The sequence below is a fragment of the Flavobacterium macacae genome (assembly GCF_003865365.1).
GTDB classification, from domain to species: Bacteria; Bacteroidota; Bacteroidia; order Flavobacteriales; family Flavobacteriaceae; genus Flavobacterium; species Flavobacterium macacae.
The window spans coordinates 1-25,628 of sequence record NZ_RQVR01000015.1 but is presented as its reverse complement, the minus strand read 5'-3'; the positions used below and the strand labels follow the sequence as shown (position 1 = coordinate 25,628).

23 protein-coding genes are annotated in these 25,628 nt (G+C 35.5%); 16 read left to right on the top strand and 7 right to left on the bottom strand.

Annotated features, from left to right (window positions below):
- Positions 1–96 precede the first annotated feature (96 nt).
- The 11 genes from EG849_RS12505 (at position 97) to EG849_RS12460 (ending at position 13,288) form a co-directional block, all read left to right on the top strand.
- Complete coding sequence (locus EG849_RS12505; protein WP_125013428.1) at positions 97–2,316, top strand: RelA/SpoT family protein; 2,220 nt, start codon at positions 97–99, stop codon at positions 2,314–2,316.
- 385 nt (positions 2,317–2,701) lie between these two features.
- Positions 2,702–3,166, top strand: coding sequence for a Fur family transcriptional regulator (locus EG849_RS12500; protein ID WP_125013427.1), 465 nt, complete (start codon positions 2,702–2,704; stop codon positions 3,164–3,166).
- Positions 3,167–3,193: 27 nt separating this feature from the next.
- Positions 3,194–4,465: an adenylosuccinate synthase gene (locus EG849_RS12495; RefSeq protein WP_125013426.1), complete on the top strand. Its 1,272-nt coding sequence runs from the start codon at positions 3,194–3,196 to the stop codon at positions 4,463–4,465.
- Between the two features lie 221 nt (positions 4,466–4,686).
- A complete protein-coding gene (locus tag EG849_RS12490) occupies positions 4,687–6,333 on the top strand; it encodes an OstA-like protein (protein WP_125013425.1) in 1,647 nt (548 codons plus the stop codon).
- Positions 6,334–6,390: 57 nt separating this feature from the next.
- Entirely contained in the window at positions 6,391–7,584 is a 1,194-nt protein-coding gene (locus EG849_RS12485) for an aspartate aminotransferase family protein (protein WP_125013424.1), read from the top strand.
- A 133-nt stretch (positions 7,585–7,717) separates the two neighbouring features.
- Positions 7,718–9,112, top strand: coding sequence for a tetratricopeptide repeat protein (locus EG849_RS12480; protein ID WP_125013423.1), 1,395 nt, complete (start codon positions 7,718–7,720; stop codon positions 9,110–9,112).
- A 68-nt stretch (positions 9,113–9,180) separates the two neighbouring features.
- Positions 9,181–9,927: a shikimate dehydrogenase family protein gene (locus EG849_RS12475; RefSeq protein ID WP_125013422.1), complete on the top strand. Its 747-nt coding sequence runs from the start codon at positions 9,181–9,183 to the stop codon at positions 9,925–9,927.
- A 172-nt stretch (positions 9,928–10,099) separates the two neighbouring features.
- The gene (locus EG849_RS15640) at positions 10,100–10,264 is read left to right on the top strand and encodes a hypothetical protein (protein WP_158611950.1); all 165 of its coding nucleotides are present in this window, start codon (positions 10,100–10,102) and stop codon (positions 10,262–10,264) included.
- A 2-nt stretch (positions 10,265–10,266) separates the two neighbouring features.
- The gene (locus EG849_RS12470; protein ID WP_125013421.1) at positions 10,267–12,288 is read left to right on the top strand and encodes a DUF349 domain-containing protein; all 2,022 of its coding nucleotides are present in this window, start codon (positions 10,267–10,269) and stop codon (positions 12,286–12,288) included.
- A gap of 115 nt (positions 12,289–12,403) precedes the next feature.
- Positions 12,404–12,751 (top strand): hypothetical protein, encoded by a 348-nt coding sequence (locus EG849_RS12465; protein ID WP_125013420.1) that lies wholly within the window; start codon positions 12,404–12,406, stop codon positions 12,749–12,751.
- Between the two features lie 81 nt (positions 12,752–12,832).
- Positions 12,833–13,288 (top strand): hypothetical protein, encoded by a 456-nt coding sequence (locus tag EG849_RS12460; protein WP_125013419.1) that lies wholly within the window; start codon positions 12,833–12,835, stop codon positions 13,286–13,288.
- 70 nt (positions 13,289–13,358) lie between these two features.
- Here EG849_RS12460 and mazG read toward each other — a convergent pair whose 3' ends face one another.
- The 4 genes from mazG to EG849_RS12440 all read right to left on the bottom strand — a co-directional run bounded on the left by mazG (position 13,359) and on the right by EG849_RS12440 (position 16,956).
- Positions 13,359–14,132: a nucleoside triphosphate pyrophosphohydrolase gene (gene mazG / locus EG849_RS12455; RefSeq protein WP_125013418.1), complete on the bottom strand. Its 774-nt coding sequence runs from the start codon at positions 14,130–14,132 to the stop codon at positions 13,359–13,361.
- A gap of 111 nt (positions 14,133–14,243) precedes the next feature.
- The gene (locus tag EG849_RS12450) at positions 14,244–15,713 is read right to left on the bottom strand and encodes an aminoacyl-histidine dipeptidase (protein ID WP_125013417.1); all 1,470 of its coding nucleotides are present in this window, start codon (positions 15,711–15,713) and stop codon (positions 14,244–14,246) included.
- A gap of 144 nt (positions 15,714–15,857) precedes the next feature.
- Positions 15,858–16,136 carry a (2Fe-2S) ferredoxin domain-containing protein gene (locus tag EG849_RS12445; RefSeq protein WP_125013416.1) on the bottom strand — a complete coding sequence of 93 codons (279 nt, stop codon included), beginning with the start codon at positions 16,134–16,136 and terminating at the stop codon, positions 15,858–15,860.
- Between the two features lie 85 nt (positions 16,137–16,221).
- Positions 16,222–16,956, bottom strand: a complete 735-nt coding sequence (locus EG849_RS12440; RefSeq protein WP_125013415.1) for a hypothetical protein — start codon at positions 16,954–16,956, stop codon at positions 16,222–16,224.
- A 184-nt stretch (positions 16,957–17,140) separates the two neighbouring features.
- Here EG849_RS12440 and EG849_RS12435 point away from each other — a divergent pair, with 184 nt between their 5' ends.
- Both EG849_RS12435 and EG849_RS12430 read left to right on the top strand, forming a co-directional pair.
- Positions 17,141–18,223 (top strand): DUF3810 domain-containing protein, encoded by a 1,083-nt coding sequence (locus EG849_RS12435; RefSeq protein ID WP_125013414.1) that lies wholly within the window; start codon positions 17,141–17,143, stop codon positions 18,221–18,223.
- A 36-nt stretch (positions 18,224–18,259) separates the two neighbouring features.
- Positions 18,260–20,473 carry an erythromycin esterase family protein gene (locus EG849_RS12430; RefSeq protein ID WP_158611949.1) on the top strand — a complete coding sequence of 738 codons (2,214 nt, stop codon included), beginning with the start codon at positions 18,260–18,262 and terminating at the stop codon, positions 20,471–20,473.
- A gap of 29 nt (positions 20,474–20,502) precedes the next feature.
- On the opposite strand, the gene EG849_RS12425 is transcribed toward EG849_RS12430, so the two are convergent.
- Positions 20,503–21,807: an NAD(P)/FAD-dependent oxidoreductase gene (locus EG849_RS12425; RefSeq protein ID WP_125013412.1), complete on the bottom strand. Its 1,305-nt coding sequence runs from the start codon at positions 21,805–21,807 to the stop codon at positions 20,503–20,505.
- Positions 21,808–22,178: 371 nt separating this feature from the next.
- On the opposite strand from EG849_RS12425, the gene EG849_RS12420 reads away from it, so the two are divergent.
- Together EG849_RS12420 and EG849_RS12415 are read left to right on the top strand one after the other, a co-directional pair.
- On the top strand, positions 22,179–22,673 hold the full coding sequence (locus EG849_RS12420) for an RNA polymerase sigma factor (protein ID WP_125013411.1): 495 nt from the start codon (positions 22,179–22,181) through the stop codon (positions 22,671–22,673).
- 15 nt (positions 22,674–22,688) lie between these two features.
- Positions 22,689–23,330, top strand: a complete 642-nt coding sequence (locus EG849_RS12415; protein ID WP_125013410.1) for a hypothetical protein — start codon at positions 22,689–22,691, stop codon at positions 23,328–23,330.
- 29 nt (positions 23,331–23,359) lie between these two features.
- On the opposite strand, the gene EG849_RS12410 is transcribed toward EG849_RS12415, so the two are convergent.
- Both EG849_RS12410 and EG849_RS12405 read right to left on the bottom strand, forming a co-directional pair.
- The gene (locus tag EG849_RS12410) at positions 23,360–24,175 is read right to left on the bottom strand and encodes a lysophospholipid acyltransferase family protein (RefSeq protein WP_125013409.1); all 816 of its coding nucleotides are present in this window, start codon (positions 24,173–24,175) and stop codon (positions 23,360–23,362) included.
- A 50-nt stretch (positions 24,176–24,225) separates the two neighbouring features.
- Positions 24,226–24,864 carry an NUDIX hydrolase gene (locus EG849_RS12405; protein WP_125013408.1) on the bottom strand — a complete coding sequence of 213 codons (639 nt, stop codon included), beginning with the start codon at positions 24,862–24,864 and terminating at the stop codon, positions 24,226–24,228.
- 70 nt (positions 24,865–24,934) lie between these two features.
- Here EG849_RS12405 and EG849_RS12400 point away from each other — a divergent pair, with 70 nt between their 5' ends.
- Entirely contained in the window at positions 24,935–25,378 is a 444-nt protein-coding gene (locus tag EG849_RS12400; protein WP_125013407.1) for a DUF4268 domain-containing protein, read from the top strand.
- Positions 25,379–25,628 lie beyond the last annotated feature (250 nt).

Here is a 25,628-nt window from a genome sequence, read left to right as displayed (position 1 = left end):
GGAGCGGTTTTTGTTTTGATAGATTTTAACATACATATTGCACAATCCAAAACTTTATTTTACTTTAGGCAGTAACAAACAAACATTTCAAACGCCATGGTCGAGATTGATATTGAACAGGAAAACAAAGCAATCGCAAGGGAATACAAAAAACTTTTGCGTATCAGTTACCAAACGCTTTCGGATGATGATAAAAAATTAATCCGAAAGGCATTTGACGTGGCGGTCGATGCGCACAAAGACCAAAGAAGAAAATCAGGGGAAGCATATATTTTCCATCCCATAGCTGTGGCAAAAATTGTGGCATCAGAAATTGGTTTGGGCGCGACTTCCATTGCGGCGGCGTTGATGCACGATGTTGTGGAAGACACCGATATTACTGTAGAAGACATTGAAAAAATGTTCAATCCTAAGATCGCGAAGATTGTGGAAGGCTTGACCAAAATCGCCCAAGTTAAAACAGACAACGAGATTTCAATGCAGGCGGAAAATTTCCGTAAAATGCTCTTGACCTTAAATGACGACGTCCGCGTGATCTTGATTAAAATCGCCGACCGTTTGCACAATATGCAGACGATGGAATCGATGGTCGATTACAAGCAGGCCAAAATAGCTTCGGAAACCCTTTATATTTATGCACCGCTCGCCCATCGCTTGGGACTTTACAATATCAAAAACCAGTTGGAAGATTTGGGTTTAAAATACACAGAACCCAATGTTTACAATGATATTGTCAGCAAAATCAAGGAAACCAAAGAACAGCAGGACGAATATATCAAGTCGATTTCTGATGTCTTAAAAGAATCTTTAGATGCCGAAGGTGTGGAATACACGATCAAGGGACGACCTAAATCGATATTTTCTATCCGAAAAAAGATGCTGGCGCAAGGCGTTACTTTTGATGAAGTGTATGACAAATTTGCCCTTCGAATTATTTACAAAGCTGAACCAAACGAAGAAAAATTCTTTGCCTGGAAAATATATTCTATCGTAACTGACCATTACCGCCCGAGCCCCAGCCGTCTGCGCGACTGGATTTCTTCGCCTAAATCAACGGGATATGAAGCGCTCCACATTACCGTTATGGGACCGAAAGGGCGCTGGGTCGAAATTCAGGTTCGAAGTGAAAGAATGGACGAAATTGCAGAAAAAGGCTACGCCGCACATTACAAATACAAACAGGGCGGCAATGAAGAGCACGGTCTGGACACTTGGCTCAATCTACTGAAAGAAGCTTTGGAAAATGCTTCGACGAATGCCGTGGATTTTGTGGAAGATTTTAAACTGAATCTATATTCCAAGGAAATTTATGTTTTTACGCCGAAAGGAGAAATAAAATCGTTGCCAAAAGGCGCAACTTCTTTAGATTTTGCCTTTAGTATTCACTCTGAAATCGGAATCAAAACAAGAGGAACAAGAGTGAACGGAAAATTGGTACCGCTGAATCACGTTTTGAACAGCGGTGACCAAATTGAAATTATCACGTCTCCGAATCAAAAACCGACAATGCACTGGCTGGATTACGTCACTACTTCACGTGCAAAAACCAAGATTAAAAATGTCTTGAACGAGAACACCAAAAAAACAGCCGAAGACGGAAAAGAACTCTTAACCCGAAAATTACGCCATTTAAAAATTACCTTAAATGAAACTTCGGTGAATGAATTGGTGAATTTTTTCAAGTTAAAAACCAGCTTGGATCTTTTTTACCGTGTTGGAATCGGCGCGATCGACAACCAGCAGCTAAAAGATTATGCGGCTCAAAAGAGCAACACGTTTATGAATTTTTTCAAAAACAAAATGAAACGTACGCATAACTCTTCGCCAGAAGTGATCAATAAACCCGAAATCAGCAACAATTATGACATGCTGGTTTTCGGCAAAGAACAAGACAAATTAGATTATAAGCTGGCCACGTGCTGCAACCCGATTCCAGGGGATGATGTTTTTGGCTTTGTGACTATTAACGAAGGAATTAAGGTGCACAAAAAAGATTGCCCAAATGCGATCAGCCTGCAATCGAATTATGCGTATCGAATCATCCAAGCTAAATGGATTGACTCGTCACAGCAAGAATTCAAGGCAATTTTAAACATTACCGGAATGGACACGTTAGGATTAACGAACGAGCTGACCAAAGTGATTTCAAACAATATGCACGTGAATATCCAAAGCATTTCATTGAGCGGTGACGCGGGAATTTTCAACGGACAAGTGGTGGTTATCGTCCAAAACAATACGATATTGAAGAAGTTGATTGACAATATTAAAAAGATTGACGGTATTGATAAAGTGACGCGGATTAATAAGAATTAATCTAAAACTCTTGGTATTTCAAGTAATTAAAACAAATCATTTTTACAGAAGGATTTTAAAAAATCAAAATGAAATCATAAGAATTCTGCAGTGAATGAGGAATCTGGCACCAAGCTTCACCACAATCTTCAGACACAAGTTCGCTAACTAGCCCCAATTATAGCGGAAAGCCCGCAGACGGAAAAGCTCTTTTTTCTTGACAGAAAACAGCGACCAGAGGAAGCTCGTTTTGTGGCTTAGAAAAAAGCTTTGACGGCGAGGACTTGCAGCGGAAAGCGGGAATAGCTTCCTGAAAAAACATCAAAAAGAACTTTAACGATCCATTTGTGCAATTCAGCAAACGAGAAACTTGGTACTTGGATAAAATAAATTATCTTTGCAGGATATGACACTAATTTCGGTAGATAACAATAAGAATCAAGAGATTGTAAAAAATGTTTTTACAAAATATCTTGAGAACAAAGGACATCGCAAAACTCCTGAACGCTATGCTATACTTCAGGAAATTTACGATAATGAAGAACATTTTGATATCGAATCACTTTATATCAAGATGAAAAACAAGAACTATCGCGTTAGCAGAGCCACGCTTTACAACACGATTGAACTTTTATTGGACTGTGCGCTGGTAAGAAAACACCAGTTTGGACAAAACCAAGCGCATTACGAAAAATCATATTTCGATAAACAGCACGACCATATCATCATGACCGATTCGGGCGAAGTTATCGAGTTTTGTGACCCTAGAATTCAAACCATCAAAAAGACGATTGAAGAGATTTTTGACATCGAAATTCACAATCACTCTTTGTATTTTTATGGAAACAAAAAGACTACACCTAAAGAATAAATAAACAACACACAAACAACTAAAAGAATGACCGTAGATTTACTACTCGGATTGCAGTGGGGTGACGAAGGCAAAGGAAAAATTGTTGACGTTCTTACTTCAAAGTATGATATTATTGCTCGTTTTCAAGGTGGCCCAAATGCGGGACACACCTTAGAATTTGACGGAATCAAGCACGTTTTGAGAACGATTCCTTCTGGGATTTTTCATAAAAAATCAATCAACATTATTGGAAACGGTGTCGTTATCGACCCAGTCGTTTTTCAAAAAGAGCTGGAAGGTTTGGCAAAATTTGATATCGACATCCAGTCAAGATTGATCATTTCAAGAAAAGCACACCTTATTCTGCCGACACACCGTCTTTTAGACGCTGCTTCTGAAGCCTCAAAAGGCAAGGCAAAAATTGGTTCTACGTTGAAAGGAATCGGTCCAACTTATATGGACAAAACAGGAAGAAACGGTCTTCGTGTGGGTGACATCGAATTGGAAGATTTCAAAGACCGATACAGAGCTTTGGCTGACAAGCACGAAGCAATGATTGCGTTTTACAATGTTGACCTGCAATATGATCTAAAAGAATTGGAAGAAGAATTCTTTGAATCTATCGAAGTTCTAAAAACATTGCAGTTTATTGACAGTGAAGAATATTTGAACAAAGCGATGAAGGAAGGAAAATCAATTTTGGCAGAAGGAGCGCAAGGTTCTTTGCTTGATATTGATTTCGGAACCTATCCTTTTGTGACTTCTTCAAACACAACTGCTGCAGGAGCTTGTACTGGTTTGGGAATTGCTCCAAATAAAGTAAAAGAAGTTTTCGGAATTTTCAAGGCGTATACAACAAGAGTGGGCAGCGGACCTTTCCCTACTGAGCTTTTTGACAAAGACGGCGAAACAATGGCAAAGGTTGGTAACGAATTTGGTTCGGTTACTGGTCGTGCAAGACGTTGTGGCTGGTTGGACTTGGTTGCGTTGAAATATGCCATTCAGGTAAACGGAGTTACCGCTTTATACATGATGAAAGGCGATGTTTTATCAGGATTTGAAAGCTTGAAAGTATGTACGGCTTACGATTACAAAGGCCAAGAAATTGACCATTTGCCATATAATATCGAGCCAGAAAATGTTTCTCCTATTTATGTAGAGAAAAAAGGCTGGAAAGCAGATTTGACAGGAATGACTTCATATGAAGAGCTTCCATCAGAATTAAAAGAATATGTTGAGTTTATCGAAAATTTTGTTGAAGTTCCGATCAAGGTCATTTCAGTTGGTCCAGATAGGACTCAAACGATAAATAAATAGTAGAAAACGCCTTGACAAAATCAAGGCGTTTTTTTTAATACCGAATTTTAAAGATTTAGAACTTACAACACAAAAAACTTTTAATGCTTAAAATTTGTAGCAAAAGAGAAAAAAATTCGTGCATTTGCTATAATTAACTGTTAAAACAATTTGCACAAATAATTCTTAATTAAAAATCAAGTTTGCAGATTTTAATTAAATTTGACCCAAAATATTTTCCATTGAAAAAACACTTTTTATTTCTTGCCGGACTTTTTATCTTGTTGAGCTTCAACTCGCTGTTTGCTCAGGCGCCACCAAAAAAGATTGTGGTTGAAAATTCAGATATGGTTGACATACAGCAGACGGAAGTTCCCGGAGCAATTCGCTATCGCGGCAATGTTCGCTTAATCCACGACGGTGTTCGAATGAGCTGTAACGTAGCCTATCTTTTTAATAAAGAGAACTATGTAAAAGCTTTTGGTGACGTAAAAATGAACCAAGGCGACACCGTTTTTATGGACAGTAAATATGCCGAATATCGTGGAAACACAAAATTTGCTTTTGCAACGGGAAACGTGGTGATGCGCGACCCAAAAATGACGCTGACCACAGACACAGTCAACTTTGACAGAAGGGTTCAGCAGGCCTATTACACCACTTACGGAACCATTAAAGACCAAGAAAATACGCTAAAAAGCAAATCAGGAAGGTATTATTTAGACCAAAAGAAATTCCAGTTTTTGACGGCAGTTACGATTACGAACCCAAAATATGTAATCAAGTCGAACCATTTGGATTATTATTCCAATTCGGGCCACTCCTATTTATTTGGGCCTTCGACAATTACCAGCAAGGAAAATTTTATTTACACGGAAAAAGGATTTTATGATACCAAGAAAAATTTTGCACACTTCGTAAAAAACTCGTACATCAAATACAACAACCGCCTGATTGAAGGGGACAGCTTGTATTATGATCGAAATAGAGAATTTGCTTCAGCGACGAATAACGTAAAAATTACCGATTCTATCAATAAAGGAATCGTTCGAGGCCATTATGGCGAAGTTTTCAGAAACCAAGATTCCTTGGTCATGACAAAACACGCCGTCGCAGAAACCTTGATTGAAAAAGATACTTTATACATTCACGGGAAAAAATTGATGGTTACCGGAAAACCGGAAAACCGAATCATCCGCGCTTTCAATAATGTTCGATTTTATAAAATCGACATGAGCGGAAAATGTGATTCCTTGCATTCCAGCGAAAAAAATGGCCTGACACAATTGATCGGAAAACCAGTAGTCTGGAATGGCGAAAATCAATTGACCGGAAAACTGATTCACCTGATTTCAAATACACAGACAGAAAAATTAGATTCCCTTAAAGTTTTAACCGATGCATTTCTCGTTTCGAAAGACACACTCGGAAAAGGCTATAATCAGGTCAAGGGCGTCAATTTATACGGAAAGTTTCGGGACAATAAATTATACGAAGTCGATCTGGTTAAAAATACTGAAAAGATTTATTATGCTTATGACAAAGGCGAATTACAAGCCATTGACAAAGGAACAAGTAGTGCGATTCATATGGAATTAGAAGACAATCAAATTACATCAGTAACGTCGCTTATAAAACCAGAAAGTGAAAGTTATCCAGAAAAAGACCTGCCCGAAAACGCACGGAAACTCAAAGGATTTATTTGGCGCGGCGATGAAATAATAAAGACAAAAGACGATATTTTTCCGCAAGAAGAAAAAGACCTTCACGAAAAGATTTTGAAACGAACCCGAGCTGAAAAAGCAAAACCAGATGTCCCGATGGAAGTTCGAAAGGAAACTTTAGATTACGACAAAAACAATCCGGAAACGAAAGCAAAAGTTCAGTAATAGATTGCAAATTTTAGATCAGTCTTACAAATAAACGATTACACGATTACACATACAATGATTAAAGATTTCCACAAATACCAGGCACAGACTTCCCCTTACCCACTCGGCATAGAAGTTTCTCACGCCATCGGTTCTTACATTTACGACACAAACAGCAAAAAATACCTTGATTTTGTGGCCGGAGTTTCCGCCTGCACGTTGGGACACCAAAACAAAAGGGTCAATGATGCGATAAAAAACCAACTGGACAAATATTCCCACGTCATGGTTTATGGAGAATATGCGCAAAGTCCGGCAGTTGAATTTTGCAAATTATTAGCGTCCTTGCTTCCAAAACCTTTAGACAAAACCTATTTGGTTAATTCTGGAACCGAAGCTACAGAAGGCGCGTTAAAATTAGCCCGAAGAGTTACCGGAAGAAGCCAATTAATTTCATGCAACAATGCCTATCACGGAAACACGATGGGTTCGATGAGCGTGATGGGTTTTGAAGAAAGAAAACAAATTTTTCGGCCACTGATACCCGATGTGGATTTCATTACGTTTAACAATGAAGAAGATTTACAGAAAATTACGACCAAAACAGCCGGAATTATTTTGGAAAGCATTCAGGGTGGCGCTGGATTTATTCAACCTGAAAATGGTTTTTTGAAAAAAGTCAGGGAAAGATGTACTGAAGTGGGCGCTTTAATGATCATCGACGAAATCCAGCCTGGCTTTGGAAGAACCGGAAAATTGTTCGGTTTTGAAAACTATGATGTTGTTCCTGACGTAATTATATTAGGAAAAGGAATGGGTGGCGGCATGCCGGTCGGCGCGTTCACAGCTTCGTCAGAAATGATGGATTTGTTAACCCATAATCCAAAATTAGGGCATATCACCACTTTTGGCGGACATCCTGTCATAGCGGCCGCTTGTTTGGCCACTTTACAGGAAATCACTGAAACTGACCTGATAGCACAAACGTTAGAAAAAGAAAAATTGTTCCGTTCGCTTTTGGTACATCCTTTGATACAAGATGTGCGAGGACGCGGATTGATGCTTGCCACAATGACTGCAGATGCCGAAATTACGAACCAAGTAATTTTAAAATGCCAAGATAAAGGATTGATTTTATTCTGGCTGTTATTTGAAGGAAAAGCGATACGAATTACGCCGCCGCTGAACATTTCTGAAGAAGAAATTAAAGAAGGCTGCGCCATTATTTTAGAAGTAATGGATGAAATATTAGCCTCATTAAACAAATAGGATTTATCACAAAAATTCACTAACTTAATAGAACAATTTCTGTTAATTAAATTGTTCACAACATTTCAGCATTGCCTCAAAAAAAAGAGACACGTTTCCTAAATTTATTAAGGATAATTTTAAAACCCAGCCTATGCATTTGAGTCACGATGAAGAAGATTACAATTTATCCTTGTCCAAGTTCGAATCTATGTTGAAAACCAATAAAGTTCTCTTCTTTGATTCAGAAGAATTTGAAGAAATTATTCTTCACTATTTGGATATGGGTAAGGCGTCACTGGCCAAGAAAGCCTTAAAATTAGCGCTTGAGCAACACCCCAAATCTACGGGCTTAAAATTAGTACAAGTAGAAATGCTGGTGTATGATGACAAGCTAGAAATAGCCGAAAGGCTATTGAATGAGCTCTACGCAATTGAGCCACAGAATGAAGAAATTTATATCCAAAAAGCAAATATTTATTCTAAAAGAGACGACCACGAAAAGGCCGTTGAACTGTTACAGCAAGCATTAAAACTTACTGATGATTATGCCGATGTCTATAATTTAATTGGTATGGAATACCTTTTTATGGACAGTCTTGAACTGGCGAAAGATAATTTCATCAAATGTCTTGAAGAAGATATTGAAGACCAAGCCGCCTTGTATAACGTGGTTTATTGCTTTGAATTTTTAGACCAAAACATAGAAGCTGTTGCATTTTTAGAAAAATATATTGATAAGAATCCCTACAGCGAAATTGCTTGGCACCAAAGCGGGCGCTTATATTACGGGCTAAAGGATTACGAAAATGCCTTAAGATGCTTTGATTATGCGTCAATGATTGATGACGAATTTATGGGTGCTTTTATGGAAAAAGCCAAATCGTTAGAAAGATTGAAACGTTATGAAGAAGCCATCGAAAGCTATAATCGTACGATTGAATTAGACGATCCGACTTCGTATGCCCTGCTTCGAATTGGAAAATGTTATGAAAAATTAGGAAACAAGCCACAAGCGTTGAAGTTTTTCCATAAAACGGTGCACGAAGATCCGTTGCTGGACAAAGGCTGGATTGCGATTACTGATTTTTACGTAAGACAGAAAAATTACCAAAAAGCATTATTCTACGTAAACAAAGCCATCGGGATTGATAACGAAAATAAAATGTATTGGAAGCGTTATGCCACAATCAACAGGGCTTTGGATTTTTTCGAAGAAGCGGAGATTGGATACAGAAAAGCCGTAGAATTTGGCGATTATGAATTAGATACTTGGTTATTCTGGGTGGATATTCTGCAATATCTAGGAGAATTTGACGCTGCGATCCACACGTTATTGCAAGCAACAGAATATTTCCCGGAAGAATTTCAGTTGGAATACCGTTTGGGAGGCTTGTATTTTATGCAAGACGACGCCACAAAAGGAAAATTCCATTTAAGCAACGGATTGCGTTTGAGTTTTGAGAATCACATTTTGATTGAAACCTTATTTCCTGCAATTTGGGAGAATAGTGAAGTTCAAGAAATTATCTCGCAACACGAAAAATAATATTTTAAAAATTTTAAAAGCCTGATAGATTTAAAACTGTCAGGCTTTTTTATTGAATCTATTTTACAATGCCAAAAACAAAAAATTGCTTTGGACTTCTGGGAAAAAACATCGGATATTCTTTTTCCGTAGGTTACTTTGCTGAAAAATTTAAGTCCTTGAATTTAGAAGATTATGAATATGTGAACTTTGACATTCCGTCGATTGAAGATTTTCCGAACATAATCAAAGACAATCCGAATTTAAAAGGAATGAATGTGACGATTCCTTACAAGGAAGCTGTCATGCCTTATTTGGATAAAATTTCTAAAAAAGCACAACGAATCGGAGCTGTAAATACCATTAAATTTACCAAATCAGGAAAACTGAAAGGATACAATTCAGACTATTATGGGTTTAAGAAATCGCTAAAACCTTTATTGGAACCGCATCATAAAAAAGCCCTGATTTTAGGAACTGGTGGCGCTTCTAAAGGCGTTGCTTTTGCTTTGGAAGAATTAGGACTTACCTACACTTTTGTTTCAAGAGATGCGACTGGTGAAAGCATTGGATACAATTTAGTGAACGCTACGACTTTTGACAATCACCAGATTGTGGTTAATTGCACGCCACTTGGCACTTCGCCGAATGTGGATGCTTTTCCGCCGATTCCGTATGAATATTTTACTTCAAAACACATTGCACACGATTTGATCTACAATCCCGAAGAAACTATTTTTTTGAAGAAAGCAAAAAAACACGGAGCTAAAATTAAAAATGGCTGGGAAATGTTGCAATATCAAGCGGAGAAAAGCTGGAGGATTTGGAATAAATAAGATTTGATTGTGTTGCATTTTAACGCAAAGATGTTTCGCAAAGAGTTTCTTTAAGTAAAATTGAATGATGTTATTATGACAAAGTAACTCGACAATCTTGGAGAAAAAGAAAACTTGTATAGCCCTGATTGTAGCGTAAATCCTTTTTCTTTTTTCTTTAAAAAGAAAAAGATTGGAACGGAAAGCAGGAATTGCATTTCCTGAAAAAGAAATGACTTTTACGCTTCAAAAAAAGAATTTAATTCTTAAAATGACTTTAAATATTGGTTTTTCTTTGAATTTTCATTCGCCTTTAGTATCTTTCCGAACGAAAGTAGTACGAACCTTAAACATTTAAAGATGTTAGAAGAAAAGAATGATAGCCTGCAAAATGCAGATGGAAATCAAGAAAACGAGGGACAAAATGTTTCTCAAAACGAAACTTCACAAGCGGAAGAAGTGAACGAAAATACTGTGGAAACGCCAGTTGTGGCTAAAACAGAAGTGGCTTCGGAAGTTGCTGATGCGGTAGAAATTTCTGCTGAAGAATTAGAAGAAACTGCTGTCGTGAGCGAAAACCAACAGGCTTTGGACGCGATTGCTGATTCAAATGCAGAAGAAAGTGAAGATGAAACGCTGAAGGAACGCCACGAATTTCCGATGCAGGATTATGAAGCGATGGATATGGAATCACTGGTTTCTGAACTTGAAAAATTGGTTTCTGTTGAAAAAGTGATGTCGGTTAAAGACCACGTTGAGGAAATCAAAACGGCTTTCTTGTCAAAATACAATCATTTTATAGAGGAAAAAAAGGAAGAATTCTTGGCCGAAAATCCAGAAACTACTGAAGAATTTCATTACCATTTGCCTCTAAAAGCAAAATTTGATACTTTATTCAACCAATATAGAGATAAAAAAAATACGCACTTTAAGAGCCTTCAAAACAATTTGAAGTCGAATCTTGATGTTCGTTTGGCGATTGTGGAAGAGCTGAAAGAGCTTATCAATCCTCAAGAAAGCATTAAAGACACGCTTAAACATTTTAACGAATTGCGTGAAAGATGGAAAAATGCGGGCCCGATTCCGAGAGATAAATACAATCACGTTTGGAACAATTATCATTTTCACGTAGAGAATTTTTATGATTACCTGCACCTTGACCGTGAGGCGCGCGATTTAGATTTCAAGCACAATTTAGAGCTGAAACAAAAAATTGTGGCTCGTGTGGAAGAATTGGTGGAAATGGCTGACGTGAATAAAGCGTTCCGAGAATTGCAAGATTTGCACAAAATCTGGAAAGAAGATATTGGTCCGGTTTCGAGAGAACACCGTGAAGAAATCTGGAATACTTTCAGTGCCTTGACGAAAAAAATTCACGACAAGAGAGAATTGATTTTTGAAAAACAAAGAGGAACAGAATCCGAAAATTTAGAGAAAAAGAAAGTAATTATTGCACAAATTCAAGCTTTGGCGACTGAAAAAGTAGAAGCACATTCTTCTTGGCAAGGTCAGATTGAAAAAGTGGAAGCGCTAAGAAATGACTTTTTTGCTACCGGAAAAGTTCCGGCTGATGTGAATGAAGACACTTGGTCTGCTTTTAAAAATGCGGTTCGTGATTTTAATTCGTTGAAAAATTCGTTTTACAAAGACATTAAAAAAGACCAACAAGACAATTTGAATAAAAAATTGGCTTTGGTGGAACGTGCAAAAGCATTAAAAGACAGCGAAGATTTTGCGACTACAACTCCGGTTATGAAGCAAATTCAGGAAGAATGGAAACAAGTGGGTCATGTGCCTAGAAAATATTCTGACAGCATTTGGAAAGATTTCAAAGAAGCCTGCAACCATTATTTTGACAAACTTCACGCACAAAGAAATGAAGTGAATTCTGAAGAAATGGAAGCTTTTGAAAACAAGAAAAATTATCTTGAAACGATCAAAGAATTCACTTTAACAGGCGAACACAAAACAGATTTAGATGCGATAAAAGCACATATTGAAACGTGGAAAGGTTTTGGAAAAGTGCCTCACGCAAGACGCCACATCGAAGGAAAATTCAATAAAATCTTGGATGCGTTGTTTGACAAATTGAGCTTGAGCAAAAAAGATTCTGAGATGGCGCGTTTCAACAGCAGAATTGACCAGCTTTCTGGTGCTGATGATTCGAGGAAATTAGAGAACGAGAAAATCTTCTTGATCCGCAAGATTGAAGAAGTACAGCAAGAAATTTTTCAATTGGAAAATAACATCCAGTTTTTTGCCAATGCAAAGAAAGACAATCCGATGGTTTTGGAAGTAAAGAAAAACATTGAAAGACATAGAGAAAGTCTTGACATGTGGAAAGAGAAACTGAAACAAGTCAGAAATATAAAAAGCGAATAGCTTTTGAAAAACTTCAAAAAAGAGCCTTGCATTTGCAAGGCTTTTTTATTTAAAAAAAGCGGTTTTATTTGATTTCCAGTTTTTTAATCTGCGTTATAAAGCTATCTTTGTAAAAATGAAGTGGATTAAAAACATAGCGCTTATTTCGGTTTTAATGGCCGTTTTTCTTGTCTTTGGAAAAAAGGACAAGAAAGCCTATTCTATTGATTTCAGTTCTAAAAAAACCATTGAGCAGATTGATTTCTTAAAAGCTTCTGCTTTTGTGAAGCAAGAAACAGCACAGCGTTTGGGAAACACTTCCCGTGCTGATTTGCCGATTTATGCCAAGTGGTTTGAATCATTTTACAACAGTAGCTTTTCTGAGTTTAGCCTCTTTAAAGCCAATACGATTTTTGCCAGACAGGACATCAACCGATGTTCTAAAGTTTCCATACTGCTTTTCCCCTATCATTTTTTTTGGTAATATTTTATCATAATTTAAAGACTTAAGCTGGTGATTCAACACTGGCAGTAATAATTATTTTAAAAAAACAAACACCAAATTATGGATAATGCCTCTCTAATTGTAGGGTTAGTACTGACATTAGTCTGTGCTTTACCTCTATTTTATATCGTAAACAAACAATCTCAAAACAGAAAAAAAGTAAACGAAATATTCAACAGCTTTGACGAGGGAAAATACAATTTCGCAACAAACGAAACACATTACAAAAAAATTTATGCTCTTGACAAGGACAACAAAGCCTTTCTTTTTTTGGATTTAGACAAAGAAACTGACAGAGCCCATTTTGTCGATTTAAACGAAATGACTTCTTGCAAGGTAGAAGAAATTACTAGAGAAGGAAATTCCAGAATTGTGATGACATTTAAGGCAGGCGCCAAAGAAACAAAAGAAATAATTCTATACGATTTAGCAACCGACAAACTCGGAAAGGCTTATTGGCTAGAAAACGAAAAGTTTGCGAAAAAATGGCAAACTTTGATTGAAGAAAGTATCTAAATTATTACCCCGTTACTTATTAATTCATTTAAAGAGGCTCAAAATGAGCCTCTTTTTATTTTAATTTTCTTTACAACTTCTTGGCTTCATTCCAAAAAACGTCCATTTCTGCAAGCGTCATATCTGATAATTGTTTCCCTGATTCGCCTGCTTTGCTTTCTAAATATTGAAATCTCTTGATGAATTTTTTGTTGGTTCTTTCCAGCGCGTCTTCGGGATTTACATTCACAAATCGGGCATAATTGATCATCGAAAATAATACATCGCCAAATTCTGCTTCGATTTTATCTTGGTCGCCGTTTTTAATTTCGTCTTTAAATTCTTGAATTTCTTCTTCTACTTTGTCCCAAACTTGATGCGGTTCTTCCCAGTCAAATCCCACGCCTTTTACCTTGTCTTGAATTCGGGAAGCTTTCACTAATGCGGGAAGACTTTTTGGAACTCCTTCCAAAACCGATTTTTTGCCTTCTTTCAGCTTTAATTTTTCCCAGTTTTGTTTTACTTCTTCTTCATTCGCAACAACTACATCGCCATAAATATGCGGATGGCGGTGAATCAATTTCTCACAGATTTCATTGCAAACATCAGCAATATCAAAGTCTTCTGTTTCGCTTCCGATTTTGGAATAAAAAACAATATGAAGCAAAACGTCTCCTAATTCTTTTTTGATTTCCTGCAGGTCATTATCTAAGATGGCATCGCCCAATTCATAAGTTTCTTCAATTGTCAAATGGCGCAATGTCTGCAACGTCTGCTTTTTATCCCAAGGACATTTTTCACGCAAATCATCCATAATATCTAATAATCTGCCAAATGCGTCGAGTTTTTGCTGTCTTGAATTCATAGGAAATGTTTTTTGTAAAAGTAAAAAATGATTTTGGATTTGCTCCAAAATTAAACCGCAGCTTCTCAGGTAAAAATCTGTGAAGCTGCGGTTAGAATAAAAATTATATATTTAGTTCTTGCTTGGAATATTCTCTAAAATCTCCAAAACAAATTTCCAATATTTTTGAGCCGAAGCAATACTTGCTCTTTCATCAGGACTGTGGGCGCCTTTAATCGTCGGTCCAAAAGAAATCATATCCATATCTGGATAATTAGTTCCTAAAATTCCACACTCTAAACCTGCGTGGCAAGCTACAACTGCTGGTTTTTCGCCATTATTTTGTTTTTCATATAGACCCGTCAAAACATCTAGGATTTCTGAATTTGCGTTTGGCGTCCAACCAGGATACGATCCTGAAAATTCAACCTCGCAACCCATCAATTCAAAAGCAGAACGAAGCGCATTGGCCAAGTCTAATTTTGAAGTTTCAACCGAAGAACGGGTCAAACATTGCACCACTAATTTCCCTTCGCCTAAAACTACTTTTGCAATATTATTTGAAGTTTCCACCAATTCGTCAAAATCAGCACTCATTCTGTAAACGCCATTATGCGCCGTGTACATTGCTCTCACAAAATAAAATTGTGCAATTGTTGGCATTACTTTCGCTGGAGTTGCTTCTAATTTCTCAAAAACAATTTCCAAATTGGGTTCTGTCGTCTTAAATTCCGTTTTGATTTCGTTTACAATTTCTTGCATGTCAAAAACAAAAGCTTCGTCATAAATAGAAGCGATAATCACCTTTGCGACGCTTTCACGTGGAATCGCATTGCGCAAGCTTCCGCCTTTGATTTCAGATATCTGCAATCCGAAATTATCAAATCCGTCAAATAAAAGACGGTTCATAATTTTGTTTGCATTCCCTAAACCTTTGTGGATATCCATTCCTGAATGTCCGCCTTTTAAGCCTTTCACGGTGATTGAATACCCCACAGAACCTTCGGGAGTTGCTTCTTCGTCGTATTCAGCAGTTGCCGTCACGTCAATTCCTCCGGCACAGCCGATATCAATTTCATCGTCTTCTTCGGTATCCAAATTCAATAGAATTTCACCGTCAAGCAGACCTCCTTTTAAACCCATTGCTCCTGTCATTCCAGTTTCTTCATCGATGGTAAACAACGCTTCAATGGCAGGATGCGGAATAGTTTTTGACTCTAAAATAGCCATAATTGTCGCCACTCCAAGTCCGTTATCAGCACCAAGTGTCGTTCCTTTGGCGCGAACCCAGTCACCGTCCACATACATTTCGATTCCTTGCGTGTCGAAATCAAAATCAGTATCATTATTTTTTTGGTGTACCATATCTAAATGCGACTGCATTACGATGGTTTTGCGGTTTTCCATTCCAGCAGTTGCCGGTTTTTTGATGATTACGTTTCCAACTTCGTCTTCGATAGTTTCAAAGCCTAAATTTTTTCCGAAATCTTTCATAAAAGCAATCACTCTTTCTTCTTTTTTTGAAGGACGTGGCACTGCATTTAAATCTGCGAATTTGTTCCAAAGTTCTTTTGGCTCCAAGTTTCTTATTTCTTGACTCATGATGTTTATTTGTTTAATGCAAAGGTATATTTTACTAAGAAAGAACGCTATTTTAAGCGCTAAAGTTTTTAAAAAATATGCAAAAAAGAACCGCAAGTTCAACGATTTTTTTAATTAATCTTTGAGTTTGCAGTTCTTTTTTATTTATTCCTTTTTTGTTTTGCCTAAAATATAATCTTCAAAAAGTTGCGGGATTTTTTTTTCGCTAACTTCTCCAAACCAAACATTATCAGGCTGAATTGAAATTACGGGTGCGCATTTACAATTATCCGTACATTCTATTTTCAACATGTCAACTTCGTTTTTCAAGCCTTCTTCTTTGATCAGGCCCCTAAAAGTTTTTCGGTTGTGCTTATTTTCCTTTCCGCATTTGCTTCCGTCACAAAAGAGAATCACTTTTGAGGGAGCATCCAATTTTTTCATCGTATCTTTTTTAAACTGAAAGTAAATTTAGCAAAAGAAATCTTTATAATAAAAAAAGGCTCCATTAAATAATGAAGCCTCTTTTTTATAATTTACTTTCTGATTTTGAAACAATCTTTGCGATTCGTTTTTTTAAATCTCCCATCAATTCTTCAAGAGCACTTTCGCACATTGGAAGTATTTTTTCTGGTTTCATAACTGGAATTCCTCCGACCATTACGCCTGTTTTCTTTGAACGCTCGTTTTCTGAAAAGGCAAAAACTTTTTCTCCTTTTTTATTATATAAGGCCATTCTTGTGGTAGCGCGCATTTTGACTGAAGCCGTTCCTCCAATTCCAAATCCTTTTTCTAAAGCAAAATTAATGTTTACGAACAAAACGCCATCTGCTTTATCAGCAAACATTTTTGCAAGCGCTTCTTCATTGAATTTTCCGTTAAATCCTTCATAAACATACTTGTATCCATCATAGACCAAATAGTTTTTTTCATCATAACCTTTTAATTCAAACTTGGGAACAAAACTTTTATAAGCCTCATTATTTATAACTTCTGACTCAGGAAGCAATTCAAACGGAAAAGCTTTTGAATAATCATTAAAGAAATTGGAATGGTATTTTTCCAACATTGGCGAAAGATTGAAATTCGGGTTGTCTCTCAAATTAAGTATATTCTTCAATAACTCTTCACTTCCAATTCCTAAATCTTCAAAACCAATCATTTTATTAGCATAAAAAGTAACAACTGCCACTTTTTTCTTTTGGCTGTGGCCACTAAATGCAACTAATAAAAGCAAAAGACTCAAGTAATTTTTTAATTTCATTTGTTTAAGTTTTAAGTTAAATACGCGATGTTAAATTTTTCTTAATAAAATGCGCCAGCAAATGTAACTGTTTAATAACTAACAATCACCAATTTTACAAAAAATTTAAAGGAAATCTCAACTCCCATAATTTGCACAAAGCAAAGCAAATTGACTATATTTATTTTTTCTTAAAGAATTCAAAATGAATAGAAAATATATATATCCTTTTTTATTACTTCTTCAATTTATATTCATCAAAATACTTTCGTTTTTCCCTGAATTTGTTGAAGAATATTATAGCAACGGATTGTATGTTTTTATTTCAAAAATTTCGAGAATCCTTCTGGGTTGGATTCCATTTTCCTTTGGAGATGTGATTTATTTGATTCTGATTTTGTTTTTGATTTTCAAATTGTACAAGAACAGGAAAACTGCATTCTCTTGGAAATCTTGGAAACTGGAATGGAAATCGAATTTCTTGGGCATTTTAAAAGTCGTTTCAATCTTTTATTTTTTCTTTAATATTCTTTGGGGATTGAACTACCACAGAATTCCGCTTTACGAAAAAATGAATTTGGACAAAGAATATACAGCGGAAGAATTGATTGTGTTTACCAAGAAAATGATTGTAAAAGTGAATGAAATTCATAGTCAAATCGAGCAAAATGCCAGTTCAAAGATTGTAAATCCGTATGATATTGAAACAATTTATGGCAAAACACAAAAGGGTTATGATCAATTAGGAAATAAATACGCTTCTTTTACCTATAAAAATCCGAGCATAAAAAAATCGCTGGTCAGTTTGCCCTTGACTTACATGGGTTTTGGCGGTTATTTGAATCCGTTTACGAATGAAGCGCAAGTAAATTATAAGATTCCGAAGTATAATTTCCCGACAACGGTTTGCCACGAAATGGCACACCAAATTGGGTATGCCTCTGAAAGCGAAGCCAATTTTGTTGGTTATCTGGCTTCGATAAATAATGATGATATTTATTTTCAATATTCAGGATATGCGTATGCTTTAAAATATTGTTTGGGAAATATAGAGCGCTTTGAAGAAGGAAAAAGCAAAGAATTGTTTCCGTTGATTCATCCCGGAGTTTTAAAAAACTATCAAGAATCAAAGGATTTTTGGGAAACGCACCAAACGCCGATTGACACTTTTTTCCATTATTTTTATGATACCTTTCTAAAAGCCAACCAGCAAAAAGACGGTATGGAAGGTTATAGCAAATTTGTAGGGTTGATGATGGGATATTATAAACACACAATAAAATTGTAAGAAAAAAGTTAATATAGAATATCAAAATATATTAACTTGACAAAACATCTCCAAAAACTAAACTATTCAAAAAAAGCGACTATAATATTTTGCATTCTATTGTATTTACAATGTTTAAATACGAATGGACAAGATTTTAATCCAAAAATTTTAGTATTACCAGAAAGTCTGTCTCTTAAAGATTTTGACTTCTTAAAAGAAGAATTAAAAAATGCTCAAATAGTATTACTTGGAGAGAAAACTCATTTTGATGGAAATGTTTTCGAAGTAAAAACTGAAATTATAAAGTATTTGCATCAAGAATTAGATTACAATACAATAGCTTTTGAATCTGGAGTGTATGATGTTTTTAAGGCACAACAAAGTATTTCGAAAGGTGAGAATGTTAGAACTGCTTTTGAAAAATCTCTCTTTCCCATCTGGAGTAGAACTAAAGAATTTGAAAGCTTTGTCACTTTTTTCGATAGAAATAAAAAGAACTTAAAAGTAATTGGTTTTGACAACCAAATTACCGGAGATTATGGTGAAAATGAACTTGTAAAAGATTTGTACCATTATTGTTCCCAAAATCAACTTTCTTTAAAACTAAAAAGTGAAGATTTAGAATTATTAATTGAATCAATTACCAACTCTGGAGTTTTCGACGAAGGCGATATAGCTTATGAAAAATATAAATCTGAACTTAATAAGTTATTAAAGAATATTGACAAAAAACCTAAAGAAGAAATTCATTTTTATTGGAAACAGATTATAAAAAATCTTTTATCCATGGGAGAAGAAAGTTATAGTCCAAAAGAAACCATTTTAAGTTCATTTAATACGACCTCTGATGATAATTTTAGAGATAAACAAATGGCTGACAACTTACTATCCTACTTAAAATCATATCCAAATGAAAAAATAATTTGTTGGGGTGCCAATGCTCATTTTGTTAATGATATGGCATCAATAAATGATTCTGTAATCAATAAGTTTGTTCCGATGGGTTCTCATATTAAAAGAGAACTGCAAGAAAAAGCATATAGTTTGGCATTAATTTCTGCTTCTGATTCTATCTTCTTAAATAAAGTTTGGAGCGAAACACCAATTAAAAAAAATTCATTTGAACAGTTTTTAAAGAATCAAGAAAAAGCCCATTTATTTATTTCGTCGAATCAAGATGAAATGAAAAAAATCCAATTAAATAGATTGTTTAGTCCCATTACTTTTATTGAATCAAGATTGGATCAATTACACGATGGTTATTTATATTTTGACCAAGTTCGGCAATCCTCAATAATTACCAATGAAGAAAATGAAAACAAATCGATTTCCTCAGAAGACAAAACAACCAGCAATTTAAATCTTGAGAATTACAATGAAGTAGAATCTAAACTAGTTGAAAACGCTCATAATTTAGAAGAAGTTCTGATAGTTTCTTACAGCAAGAAATTTTCTTATTCCATTATTAATAAAGCAATCCAAAACATAAACAAAAATTATCCAGTCGATCCTTTTAATGCTACACAGCATACAAATATTAATGTCAAAGTTCAGAACGAAACTACTTTAGATCTTAATTTCATCACTAATCAATATGACCGTGGATATAATCAAATAGATAGAAATTCTAAACGATTAAAACAAGTACAGTGGAATTTTAAGGGAGATTATAGTCCAAAAAACATTCGTGAATTTTGGAGTTTGTCATACAATAATCCTTTAATGTATGGTCCTTATTTTAATATTAGAAAATCTAAAAAGTTTGTTTTTAAAATAGTCGAAACAAAAATTTATAATGAGAAACAGGTATTTGTAATCGATTTTTCAATTAATAGAAACCATTTTACCTACACTAAAAGAAATATCCCTAGCGCTTATTCTGGTACATTATTTATAAACAAAGATGATTATGCGATTGTAAAAGTCATCGAGAATTGGGATTTTCTTGAAAACACAGAAACTTCAAAATATGAAATGAATGGTTGGATCGACAAATACACAAAAAAAGAAATTGATAATGAAAGAGTTGAAACCAATTTTAATAAAAGAAATGGCCTTTATTTTCTAACTGATTCTGAAATAGAATTGACAGGCAAATTATATGATAAAGAACAGAATATATTTGCACTAAAAGTAACTATAGATTCTAAATGGATTGATTTTAATTCAAAAAATCCATCGAAGATAAATTACAAAGATGAGCTAAATTTGTTTGAAAGTATTGAATTCAATAAGTCTTTTTGGGATAATTATAAACTCTTGAATTAATTAAATTTAATATATAGATTCACTTTATTCTAAATCTCATCAAAAGTAAAACTCGTAAAACTTTTCTTTTTGTAAGGATGAATAATCAATCGTCCTTCACGGTCAAAACGAATGTAATTGTAAGCCCAGCTCATAAAAACGATGGCTTTATTTTTAAAGCCGATTAAGGAAAAAAGGTGGACAAACATCCAGACGAACCAAGCAAAAACGCCATGAAAATGATATTTTGGCAAATCAACAACGGCTTTATTCCTTCCGATTGTGGCCATGGAACCTTTATCGTTGTACTCAAAAGGTTTCATTTTTTCATTTTTAAGAAGCTTAGCCAGATTTTCTCCTAAAAGCCTTCCTTGTTGCATCGCGGGTTGCGCCACTTGCGGATGACCGTGCGGATATTCTTCAGAAACCATCGAAGCAATGTCTCCTAAGGCAAAAATATTTTCGAAACCAACAACTTGGTTGAATTCATTTACTTTTATTCTTTCGACTCTTTCGACCAATGCTGAAGCCGGCAAACCGTTGACCATTGCGCCCTGCACTCCGGCTGTCCAGATTAACGTGGCGGTTTCAAGAACCAAATTAGTATTTGTGGAAATTGTTCTTCCGTCATAACTGGTTACCCTGACGTTTTTAAGCACATTTACGCCCAAGTCTTTTAAATATTTTTCAGCGGCGTCAGATGATTTTTCAGACATCGTGTTTAATATCCGGTCTCCGCTCTGTACCAAATTGATTTGCATTTTGCTGATGTCTAAATCAGGATAATCTTTGTGGAGAATGGCGTTTTTCATTTCAGCCAAAGCTCCGGCAAGCTCTACGCCTGTTGGCCCGGCTCCTACCAAGACAAAATTGATCAATGCGTTTCGTTCGTTTTCATCAGTTGAAAGCAAAGCTTGTTCGAAATTTTCGAGAATCAGGCTTCGGATGCTCAGCGATTGCGGAATGGTTTTCATGGCAATGCTGTTGCGTTCCATTTCTTTATTGCCAAAATAATTGGTTTTTGAACCGGTTGCAATAACCAGATAATCAAAGGAAAGTTCCCCGATATCGGCTATGACTCTATTGTTTTTAGTATCGATTTCATTGACATGGCACAATCTGAAATAGAAATCTTTGTGTTCGTGGATGACTTTACGGATGGGATACGCGATGGAACCTGCTTCAATGCCACCTGTGGCAACTTGGTACAAAAGTGGCTGGAAAGTATGGTAATTATGCTTGTCAAGAAGCACGACTTGGACGGCTTTGTTTTTTAATTTTTTGGCGAGGGCGATTCCTGCGAAACCGCCTCCTATTATGATGACTCTTGGAAGATTTGATTGTGGGATGTTCATTTTTGATTGAAAAGTTTAATGATTTTAGAACTATAAAGTAGTAACCATTAAGGCAAGTTTCACTAAGTTTTGGGTTCGTGTCGCTATATTTGGCTTTTTTCTTGCTTGTTTTCTTTTGGCTTGCCTCTATTCTTATTGAAAGATACGAAAGTTTTTTTTTGCGTACTATGAGATCGACATTTAAAAGAAGCCTAAAAGTTTGAAAAATAGCCCTGATGGTGCCTTTGTTTGAGCTCTTGCGCCAGCCTAAAAGCTGGCGCAAAGCGAGTGGCTCCAGCAGGAAATACATCTAAAGGAGGCCTGATGTTTGGCTACTGAAAAAAAATATAGTAAACTTGTAACAAATTCATTTTTTAGAACACTAATCATTTATGAATCAAGAGCTAGAGCAATCTTTTGTCAAGCAACTAAAAGATAATCAAAACATTATCCACAAGATATGCAGGTTGTATACTTCTGGGGAGGATGCTCATAAAGACTTGTTTCAGGAGATTACGATTCAGCTTTGGAAGGCTTTCCCGAAGTTTAGGGGCGATTCTAAATTTACCACTTGGGCTTATCGCGTGGCCTTGAATACCGCGATTACTTTATACCGCAAAAGTACGAGGTCGGTTGCTACCACAGAATTTGACAACACAAAGCATTTTATCAAGCAGGAAGATTATAATTATGAAGAGGAAGAACAATTAAAATTGATGTACAAAGCTGTTTATCAGCTGAATGATATTGAAAAAGCATTGATTTTCATGTATCTGGAAGACAAGGATTATCAAGAGATTTCAGAGACTTTGGGAATTAGCGAGGTAAATGCGCGCGTAAAAATGAACCGAATTAAAGGCAAATTAAAAAAAATATTAAATCCGTAAAAGGAGGAAAAACATATGGAAGAGTTAGATTTATTAAAAAAAGACTGGAAAAAGAATGAAAATTCTTTTACACAAGTTTCTGAAAATGAAATTTATAAGATGATTCATCGAAATTCTTCTTCGGTGGTGAAATGGATTATGATTATTGGAATTTTAGAATTTTTATTTTTAACAGGATTAGGCTTTTATTTTGCGGATGACAGTTACACTAAAAGTCTCGAAAAATTTCATATCGATACTTTGATGACCATATTGACGTTTGTGAACTATGCCGTTTGTATTGGTTTTATATTTCATTTCTATAAAAATTTTAAAAATATTTCTACGACAGATTCTTCAAGAATGTTGATGAAAAATATCTTAAAAGCTAGAAAGACTGTGAAATACTATGTTGCCTATAATTTGTCAATGGCTTGTATTATTTTTATCATTATACTGATTTCATCTTGTATCTATGACGAAACTACTATTAATACAATATCAAAAATTAACAGTCAGGAAAATGCTATTTTGACTTGGGCAGGCTTTATTGGCGGAATTTTATTTGTGTTAGCACTCTTACTGGGTTTATTTTGGCTCTTCTATAAATTGATCTATGGCTTTTTATTGCGAAAGTTGTATCGAAATTATCAAGAATTAAAGAAAATAGATTTATAAAAAAAGCCTGCTGTTGCAGGCTTTTTGGTTTAATATTCCCAACGTCTTTTTTTGTTCAATTCCTCTTCCACTTTAAGAACTTCTTCTCTAACTTCAGGAGGCAAAACTTTTAAAAATGAAGGATGCTGTTCAATGGCATATTCTACTTTCTCAACGATTTCATCAATGGTATCGTTTTCATAATCAATTTCCAAAGGTTCTTTAATGATGAACGATTGCAGAATTCCTTTCTTTTTTAATCGCAATCCCTTTTTGTCAAAAGAACGTCTAAAACCATCAATAACAATTGGAACAACTATGGGTTTGTGCTGTTTGATAATGTGAGCAGTTCCTTTTCTGACCGGTTTAAAAGATTTAGTCGTGCCTTGAGGAAAGGTAATTACCCAACCGTCTTTCAATGCAATTTTGATGTTTTCAGTATCGTTCAGATTTACTTCTCTCTGCACATCCTGTCCTTTTGCGCGCCAAGTTCTTTCCACCGTAATCGCGCCGGCATAAGATAAGATTCGAGGTAGAAGCCCTTCTTTCATTGTTTCTTTTGCAGCGACATAATAGATATTTAATTTTGGATCCCAGATGTACCCCACATTTTTTATGCTGTCTTCGCGGCCTTTTAAACTGGCGTTGAAAACGTGAAACATGGCCACAACATCAGCAAAATAAGTTTGGTGATTGGATATAAAAAGTACGTTTGTACTAGACAAGTCTCGGATGATTTCTGAACCATCAATTTTTAGTTCATTGAAACCACGATAGCGCCTGTGGGTCAATACCGCAAAAATACGGATCAACCATTTTTTAAGGAAAAGGATATGGCCAAAAGGATTTCTTTTAAATAATCCCATAAGAATTTATTTTTTAAAAACAGAAGGCAAACATACAAAAACGGCTTAAACTATAGCACCTTTTTTATCACTTCTTTAAGCTCATTCAGCATTTGCGAAGTAGCGCCCCAAATGTAATAATCCTTAAATTTAAAGGACGGAACCCCCACTTCTTCCATATAAGAAGTGCTTAGTGTTTTTGTGACCAAGGTTTTTTCGTCTAACAGGACCGAAAGTGGCATTTCAATAATTCCAGAAACTTCTCTGCTGTCAGGAACAAAAGTCAGTTCTTCCTGGCTATATCCTAAAAAAGGATAGACTTTGAAATTGCTCGGCGGAATATAAATTTCAGTAAACGGTTTTAGTACTGTAATTCGTTTTCTGTCAATTCCGATTTCTTCAAAGGTTTCTCTCAAAGCCGTATCTTCCAGTGATAGGTCAGAATCTTCTACTTTTCCGCCAGGAAAACCGATTTGCGAAGAATGGACTCCTTTATATGAATTCCTTAAAATTAAAACCAAATAGGTTTCATTATTTTTGGGATAAAGAAGCATTAATACGCACGCTTTTCGAGCCACAATTTTATCCAAATTTAAATTCTTAAAAATAGCAATTCTTGCTGCGGGCATCATTTTTTCGTGCGCTTCTTCGCCTATCAGGTTTTCTTTTGCTATTTTTGGTAGGTATTTTAAAAACGCGTCAAAATTCATTAAAAATGTCTTTTATTAGTGTCTTAAAGATATTCTAAAAATAAATTCTATCAAAAAATAATCTAAAAAGATGTACAGCAAAACCGAAACCTTATTTATTAAAAAAGAATTTTGGGTAAAATTCGCAGAAGAATATCCGCGAAAATGGCTTTTGTATGATACCAAAATCAAGGACTTTTCTTTTAAGTTTTATGTAGATAATAAAAAAGCGCAGGTTTTAATTGATATTGAGCCTAAAGATGAAGAAAAAAGAAAAATCTACTTCGAGAAAATTGAATCTCTGAGGCAGATTTTACTTGATGAATTTATTCCCGAAGCGATTTTCGAAAGAGATTTTCATTTGGAAACCGGAAAAGTAATCAGCAAGATTTGGGTCGAAAAAACCGGAATCAGCTTAATGAACAAAAATACATGGCCCGAAATCTTCGAATTTTTCTATGAAAACATGGATGCTTTTGAACGTTTCTTTTATGAGTATCGCGATTATATAGAGGATCTGGAGGTGAATACTTAACCAATCAGAAAATATTCTACAAAAAAGCCACCCCGAAAAGTTCTCGGCGTGGCTTTTTTTTATTTTAATTTCGATTCTTTTCACTTTCTTCCAAAAAAAAATCCCCATCAAATGAATGATGAGGATTTTATATGAAAGGCGGCGGATCGACCAAAGGGACACGCCGCTCCTATAACAAAAAAAAACGCAAGCCTTTTGAGCTTGAGTTAATAAAAGAAAGGCGGCGGATCGACCAAAGGGACACGCCGCT

Excerpts from the sequence above, each read along its gene's own strand:
- EG849_RS12470 (WP_125013421.1), top strand. The coding sequence starts at position 10,267 with ATGTTAGAAGAAAAGAATGATAGCCTGCAAAATGCAGATGGAAATCAA.
- EG849_RS12465 (WP_125013420.1), top strand. The coding sequence starts at position 12,404 with ATGAAGTGGATTAAAAACATAGCGCTTATTTCGGTTTTAATGGCCGTT.
- EG849_RS12415 (WP_125013410.1), top strand. The coding sequence starts at position 22,689 with ATGGAAGAGTTAGATTTATTAAAAAAAGACTGGAAAAAGAATGAAAAT.
- EG849_RS12495 (WP_125013426.1), top strand. The coding sequence starts at position 3,194 with ATGACCGTAGATTTACTACTCGGATTGCAGTGGGGTGACGAAGGCAAA.
- EG849_RS12420 (WP_125013411.1), top strand. The coding sequence starts at position 22,179 with ATGAATCAAGAGCTAGAGCAATCTTTTGTCAAGCAACTAAAAGATAAT.
- EG849_RS12450 (WP_125013417.1), bottom strand. The coding sequence starts at position 15,713 with ATGAGTCAAGAAATAAGAAACTTGGAGCCAAAAGAACTTTGGAACAAA.
- EG849_RS12425 (WP_125013412.1), bottom strand. The coding sequence starts at position 21,807 with ATGAACATCCCACAATCAAATCTTCCAAGAGTCATCATAATAGGAGGC.
- EG849_RS12505 (WP_125013428.1), top strand. The coding sequence starts at position 97 with ATGGTCGAGATTGATATTGAACAGGAAAACAAAGCAATCGCAAGGGAA.
- EG849_RS12480 (WP_125013423.1), top strand. The coding sequence starts at position 7,718 with ATGCATTTGAGTCACGATGAAGAAGATTACAATTTATCCTTGTCCAAG.
- EG849_RS12400 (WP_125013407.1), top strand. The coding sequence starts at position 24,935 with ATGTACAGCAAAACCGAAACCTTATTTATTAAAAAAGAATTTTGGGTA.
- EG849_RS12460 (WP_125013419.1), top strand. The coding sequence starts at position 12,833 with ATGGATAATGCCTCTCTAATTGTAGGGTTAGTACTGACATTAGTCTGT.
- EG849_RS12445 (WP_125013416.1), bottom strand. The coding sequence starts at position 16,136 with ATGAAAAAATTGGATGCTCCCTCAAAAGTGATTCTCTTTTGTGACGGA.
- EG849_RS12485 (WP_125013424.1), top strand. The coding sequence starts at position 6,391 with ATGATTAAAGATTTCCACAAATACCAGGCACAGACTTCCCCTTACCCA.
- EG849_RS12440 (WP_125013415.1), bottom strand. The coding sequence starts at position 16,956 with ATGAAATTAAAAAATTACTTGAGTCTTTTGCTTTTATTAGTTGCATTT.
- EG849_RS12410 (WP_125013409.1), bottom strand. The coding sequence starts at position 24,175 with ATGGGATTATTTAAAAGAAATCCTTTTGGCCATATCCTTTTCCTTAAA.
- EG849_RS12435 (WP_125013414.1), top strand. The coding sequence starts at position 17,141 with ATGAATAGAAAATATATATATCCTTTTTTATTACTTCTTCAATTTATA.
- EG849_RS12500 (WP_125013427.1), top strand. The coding sequence starts at position 2,702 with ATGACACTAATTTCGGTAGATAACAATAAGAATCAAGAGATTGTAAAA.
- EG849_RS12405 (WP_125013408.1), bottom strand. The coding sequence starts at position 24,864 with ATGAATTTTGACGCGTTTTTAAAATACCTACCAAAAATAGCAAAAGAA.
- EG849_RS12475 (WP_125013422.1), top strand. The coding sequence starts at position 9,181 with ATGCCAAAAACAAAAAATTGCTTTGGACTTCTGGGAAAAAACATCGGA.
- mazG (WP_125013418.1), bottom strand. The coding sequence starts at position 14,132 with ATGAATTCAAGACAGCAAAAACTCGACGCATTTGGCAGATTATTAGAT.